Source organism: Candidatus Borrarchaeum sp., from assembly GCF_019058535.1.
In the GTDB taxonomy this organism is placed as follows: domain Archaea; phylum Asgardarchaeota; class Sifarchaeia; order Borrarchaeales; family Borrarchaeaceae; genus Borrarchaeum; species Borrarchaeum weybense.
In genome coordinates, this window is the sequence record NZ_JAHPYX010000253.1 from 1 (window position 1) to 5234 (window position 5234).

At 38.2% G+C, this 5234-nt stretch carries 5 protein-coding genes; 4 read left to right on the forward strand and 1 reads right to left on the reverse strand.

The features are described from left to right. Positions 1 to 32: 32 nt before the first annotated feature. Positions 33 to 512 (forward strand): type II toxin-antitoxin system VapC family toxin, encoded by a 480-nt coding sequence (locus tag QVB70_RS15385; RefSeq protein WP_287588073.1) that lies wholly within the window; start codon positions 33 to 35, stop codon positions 510 to 512. A 125-nt stretch (positions 513 to 637) separates the two neighbouring features. After that, entirely contained in the window at positions 638 to 1183 is a 546-nt protein-coding gene (locus QVB70_RS15390; protein ID WP_287588081.1) for a gamma carbonic anhydrase family protein, read from the forward strand. 28 nt (positions 1184 to 1211) lie between these two features. Here QVB70_RS15390 and QVB70_RS15395 read toward each other — a convergent pair whose 3' ends face one another. Then, entirely contained in the window at positions 1212 to 1562 is a 351-nt protein-coding gene (locus QVB70_RS15395; protein ID WP_287588084.1) for a hypothetical protein, read from the reverse strand. 583 nt (positions 1563 to 2145) lie between these two features. Between QVB70_RS15395 and QVB70_RS15400 the strand changes: the two genes are divergently transcribed. Further along, positions 2146 to 4014, forward strand: coding sequence for an aldehyde ferredoxin oxidoreductase family protein (locus QVB70_RS15400; protein ID WP_287588086.1), 1869 nt, complete (start codon positions 2146 to 2148; stop codon positions 4012 to 4014). 142 nt (positions 4015 to 4156) lie between these two features. Continuing rightward, a complete protein-coding gene (locus tag QVB70_RS15405) occupies positions 4157 to 4537 on the forward strand; it encodes a hypothetical protein (RefSeq protein WP_287588088.1) in 381 nt (126 codons plus the stop codon). The last annotated feature ends 697 nt before the right edge of the window (positions 4538 to 5234 follow it).

The window sequence follows — 5234 nt, forward strand, 5'->3', positions numbered from 1 at the left end:
GAAGCAATTCGCTCTGTTAGGGAGGAAGAATAATGCCGATTTATTTAGATTCGAATGTGTTTTACAATGCGTATTGCCCTGTTGAGAATCAAAAACATGCTGACTGGCTGTTAAATCAATTAACTGAAAACTTTTATGGTGTGACTTGTGAATGGACGATTCTTGAAATGTTTCGTGCTCTTAAGAAGCAATCCAATTTAGGAACAATTAGCGAAAAAGACGCCAACATTACTCTCGATTTCTTCTTAAGCGATATTGGTGAAATGAATCAAAAAAAGATATTAACACTAGTGCCCGTGACAAAAACAGCAATTATGGCATCCAGAAACCAGATCTTCAATAGAAATCTATATGCAGCAGAGGCTTTACACGCTGTTATTGCCATTAATTCCAATGCGGATATATTCGTTACATACGACAGTGACTTCAGAGGAATTTTAGGTACAATCCCTGTAATCAACCCAGATCACGAATCTTTTACAGAAAAAATATTAGAACTGAAATCAATTTGAACACATTCTTATCAGTTTTATTTGAAAAAATATCTTAAATAACTTGGAAATAAGAGAAACTTTAAAACTAGTTATAGAAATTGCGTTGAACGATTCAGTAAACATATAGAATTGGTGCAAATAAGATGTCAAATCTGGAAGAAATAGTGGCAAGTAACCTGAAAAAAAAGCCGCGCATACACGAATCAGTTTTTATTTCCCCATCAGCTAATGTCATTGGAGATGTGGAACTGGCAGAAAACGCTTCTGTGTGGAATTGTGCAGTCGTGAGGGGAGATGTAGGTCGCATAGAGATAGGTCGCTTTTCTAATATCCAAGATAATGCGGTAATCCATCCTGGATGGACTCGTGAAAGGGATACAGGCATCCCGGTAGTGATTGGCGAGTATGTCTCAATCGCGCATGGCGCAATTGTACACGGTGCCACTATAGAAGACAACGTTATCATAAGCATGAACGCTACAGTTATGAATAATACAAAAGTCGGCTCTAATTCAATTATTGGTGCAGGTGCGGTAGTTACACAGAACTCAATTATTCCGCCAAACAGCATCTGTTTCGGTATTCCTGCAAAGCCTGTCAAAACAGTGAATGAAGAGCAGTTGGAATTGATAAGATGGAATGCGGAGGAATACTACAAACTTGCGCGAAGTTATTTGAGATTAAAATAGTTATCTTTTTCATATGTTTTAAAGAGTTTCAAGATGACTGTTTCATGTCATTATTTTCCTCAATGGTAAGCATTATATCTGACTCTCTTGAAATCTTTATGAAAAGATGTGAAAAAGAGGTTGCTTTGATATAATCGTCCCAGAAAACTCTGTGTACCGCTCTTTCGATTGTTTCATGAATTATTGTATCTGCCAAGTTTCTCGGTTTGTGGTTACATGGACTGTTCAAAAAAATGTAAATTGTATCTGTTTTGAGATCGTAGTATCCACATCTATTTGCGAGATATCCTACTTCCTTTTCTACGTATGGTGGTACTTCTGGTTCATGTATACCACAAAAAATTATGGGTGATCCATGTTCTGATTTTATTGATACCATTAATAAGACCTATCTAGTATTACTCTATCTTGTTCTATAAGAAGGGGTTTCCCCTGGCTATCCCTTTTCTTATTATAGGGTCAGTACGTTATTTCCCATTTTTAATATATACAAACCTGTGTTTTTGACATTAAAAGTGGATCTTCTTTCTGAATCGCTATTTAGTGGGCAGTTTTCTTCTATGTGCCTGCTTATGCATATTTTTATGTATTAATATGTATATATATTTTTTCCCATCTCTTTTCTATTATGCGTATTTCAAGTTTTCAGGCAGTTAAATGTCATGATCGATCATTATAAACAAAAATAATGCGCGCCTTTTACGCAAATTTTAAGGGTATACAGGGGAGACTCACCCATCCATGAATCAATAGATATCTTAACTTCCGTCTCGGAGATGGTTCAAATTTGATATTCGGTGAGTGATTTTTTCTCGATATGTATGCTGATGCATATTTTAATATACTTATGTATATATATAACGTTTGCTGATACATATAATCACACTACCTCTCAGATAAAAAATAGATTCAAGTAGGAGGAAATGTGAAAAAATATATTCGAATAGGAGGAAATGTGAAAAATGGCAAATGGATACATGGGTAAATGGGTCGATATCGACCTAAACAAGAAGAGTGCTGAAATTAAAGATGTTGACATGAGTTTTACCAAAACCTGGGTCGGAGGACGAGGTGTCGGTGTTAAAATTCTTTATGACCGATTGAAGCCAGGAACAGACCCATTCTCACCAGACAACATCATCGTTATTGCAACGGGTCCAATAACAGGTACAGGTGCTCCGAGTTCTGGACGATTCTGTAGTGTCACAAAAAGTCCACTAACAAACACAGTACACGATTCGCACTGCGGTGGAGATTTCGGTCACGCAATTAAAGCTGCGGGGTTTGATTGGCTCGTCATCACTGGCAAAGCTGATAAACCGACTTGGATCTTCTTAGATGATGGAAAAGTGGAGTTTAAAGATGCATCAGCCCTTTGGGGCAAAGATGTTTTCGAAACAGAAAAAATGATTCTTGAAGAATTAGATCCATCTTCAGCAGGAAAGGACATGGAACAATTAGTACGCAATTCAATTGGTGTGGCAAGTATTGGACCACCTGGAGAAAATATGAAGAGATTAGCGGCTATAATGAACCGATTCTATCGTGCCGTTGGAAGAGGTGGACATGGGGCTGTTATGGGTTCAAAGAACCTAAAGGCTATAGTGGCAAGAGGAAAACAAACAGTCTCCTTATATGACGAGGAGGCATACAGGGCAGCTGTCAAAAAGAATGAAGATGAAGCAATGAAAGTAAGCGATGTAACGAAGCCAGGAGGAGGACTTAATACGCTTGGTACGGCCCTGCTTGTTAATATTATAAATGGTGCTGGGATTTATCCAACACATAACTTCCAGACAGGTGTATTTGAAGGGGCTGAGGTTACTTCCGGTGAATATCTTAAGGAAAATCGATTAATCAAGCCTGTTGGTTGCAAAGGCTGTAGAATTATGTGTGGACGATGGTCTAAAATCGAAAAAGGACCTTTTGCTGGAACTGAAATGGAAGGGCCGGAATACGAGAACATGTGGGCGTGGGGCGCTGACTGTGGCGTAGACGATATTGACTATTGTATGACAGCACATCACTTGTGTAATTTATACGGGCTCGATGCGATTCAAGCGGGTACGACGACGGCATTCGCTATGGAGTGCTTTGAGAAAGGCATTATCACAACAGAGGACACGGGTGGTATCGAACTCAAATTCGGAAATGCTGAGGCTATGATAAAAGTCGCCGAACAAATAGGTAAAGTGGAAGGAATCGGTAAAATCCTTGCAGATGGTGAAATAGTTGCTGCACAGAAATGGGGTAAAGGTGCTGAAAAGTACGCGATGGTGACAAAAGGACAAAGCATGCCAGCTTATGACCCAAGAGGGTCAAAAGGACACGGACTTGCATATGCCACATCTAATAGAGGCGCATGCCACATACGTGCATACATGATCAATCCAGAAATCTTAGGTGCACCTGAGCAATTGCCGCGGTTCGACCCAGGCCAAAAGACGATCGATATGTTAATTGCCTTCCAGAACTTCACCGCACTTCTAGACTCCAGTCTGATTTGTCTGTTTGTTTCCTTCGCTATGGGTAATCAGGAGTTTGCAAACTTACTAAAACCAGCCACTGGCTGGGATTGGACTGCCGATATGGTCGATGAGGTGGGCGCACGCATTTGGAATCTTGAACGAATGTTTAATGCACGAGAAGGATTTGGCAGAAAGGACGACACCTTAGCAACCAGAATGCTTGAGGATCCTATGCCTGAAGGACCATCAAAAGGAAATACCGTGCCAATCGATAAAATGTTGCCGATGTACTACGAGACTCGTGGATATGATAATGAAGGCAAGCCGACTGAAGAAACACAGAAAAGATACGGCATCGCATAAATACGAAAAAGTTCCTTTCCTCTTTTTTTTTACCTGTTTTTCTTAACAATTCTTAGATTAAAAAACAAAAAAGGGTTTGAAGAAGTTTAAATGACTCGTATCGACTACTTACTTATTAGAATGAATGAGGTGGCATTACCTTATGTTGAGCCAACGACGCTTTAGAGGGACAAATTTTCCAGGCTTGGTATTTTCAAATTCAGCAGTATGCCTTGAAAGCATGGGGATAACTCTTATAAAAAAAGAAGTACTGAAAGAAGAAGATATCGACTTTGAGGGTATCATAGAAGGTATTCGGACAAGTCCTGCAGGAGAGGTAATCATCCGACTTAAAATCTATGGATGGCGTGATATGGATCATCATATGGGGTTCTGGCCAACAGCAATAACTACTGATCTCACGATCGAAACATTTGAAGTCTCTAAGAACGATAAAGAACTCCCTGACACTCTAAATGCGAAAGCCTTACATGATGAATTTAATAATCGTATCAATCTTTATGTTTGGCATACTGCTGGCTAACCATCTTGTACCTTTATTATCGAATGGCAACCCAGAAAAATCTTTATACAAAAGTATTAAAGCAACTTGGAAGTGAATTCATTACTCCATTACAACGAAGACGATACCTTTCCATTAAGAAGACCACCAGTTTTTGAATTTGATACGTTTAAAAGACACGCATTTATTTAAACAGTTATTTAAATTTAGTATACTCTACCTAAAAAAGAGGAAAAACATCCATTACCAATTAAAATCTTCGAAATCAGAGTATATTCGTATATTTGATTTTAAAACTGTTTTATCCCCGTAAAACACCTGAAAAGTGCTTATTTGCAATTTAATTTTAAGGATTTATAGTATATTTGTATACTTTACATAGCTTAATGTACTTCAAGCCAACACGATTTTTGATGATGCTCTATCTCTGATATTTAATTAATTTGATGATTAATGAATCTACTCGTTACTAAGTTCATTTTCATCGATATGTATAATGATTCATATCCCTGCGCTCCTTAAAGTTAAGGTTTTTATATAACCTTTCATTATAAAGTAGTCCACACTCCTTTTTAGATACAAAATTTGTATCTCAAAACGTTTTGAGTTAGGAGGAAATATGAAAAATGGCAAATGGATATATGGGCAAATGGGCAGATATTAATCTGACTACTGGAAGCATTGAAATCAAAGATGTCGACATGGCTATGGCCAGGAA

What these genes read in the sequence shown, in the direction of transcription:
- QVB70_RS15390 (WP_287588081.1), top strand. Translation starts at nt 638, where the DNA reads ATGTCAAATCTGGAAGAAATAGTGGCAAGTAACCTGAAAAAAAAGCCG.
- QVB70_RS15385 (WP_287588073.1), top strand. Translation starts at nt 33, where the DNA reads ATGCCGATTTATTTAGATTCGAATGTGTTTTACAATGCGTATTGCCCT.
- QVB70_RS15400 (WP_287588086.1), top strand. Translation starts at nt 2,146, where the DNA reads ATGGCAAATGGATACATGGGTAAATGGGTCGATATCGACCTAAACAAG.
- QVB70_RS15395 (WP_287588084.1), bottom strand. Translation starts at nt 1,562, where the DNA reads ATGGTATCAATAAAATCAGAACATGGATCACCCATAATTTTTTGTGGT.
- QVB70_RS15405 (WP_287588088.1), top strand. Translation starts at nt 4,157, where the DNA reads ATGTTGAGCCAACGACGCTTTAGAGGGACAAATTTTCCAGGCTTGGTA.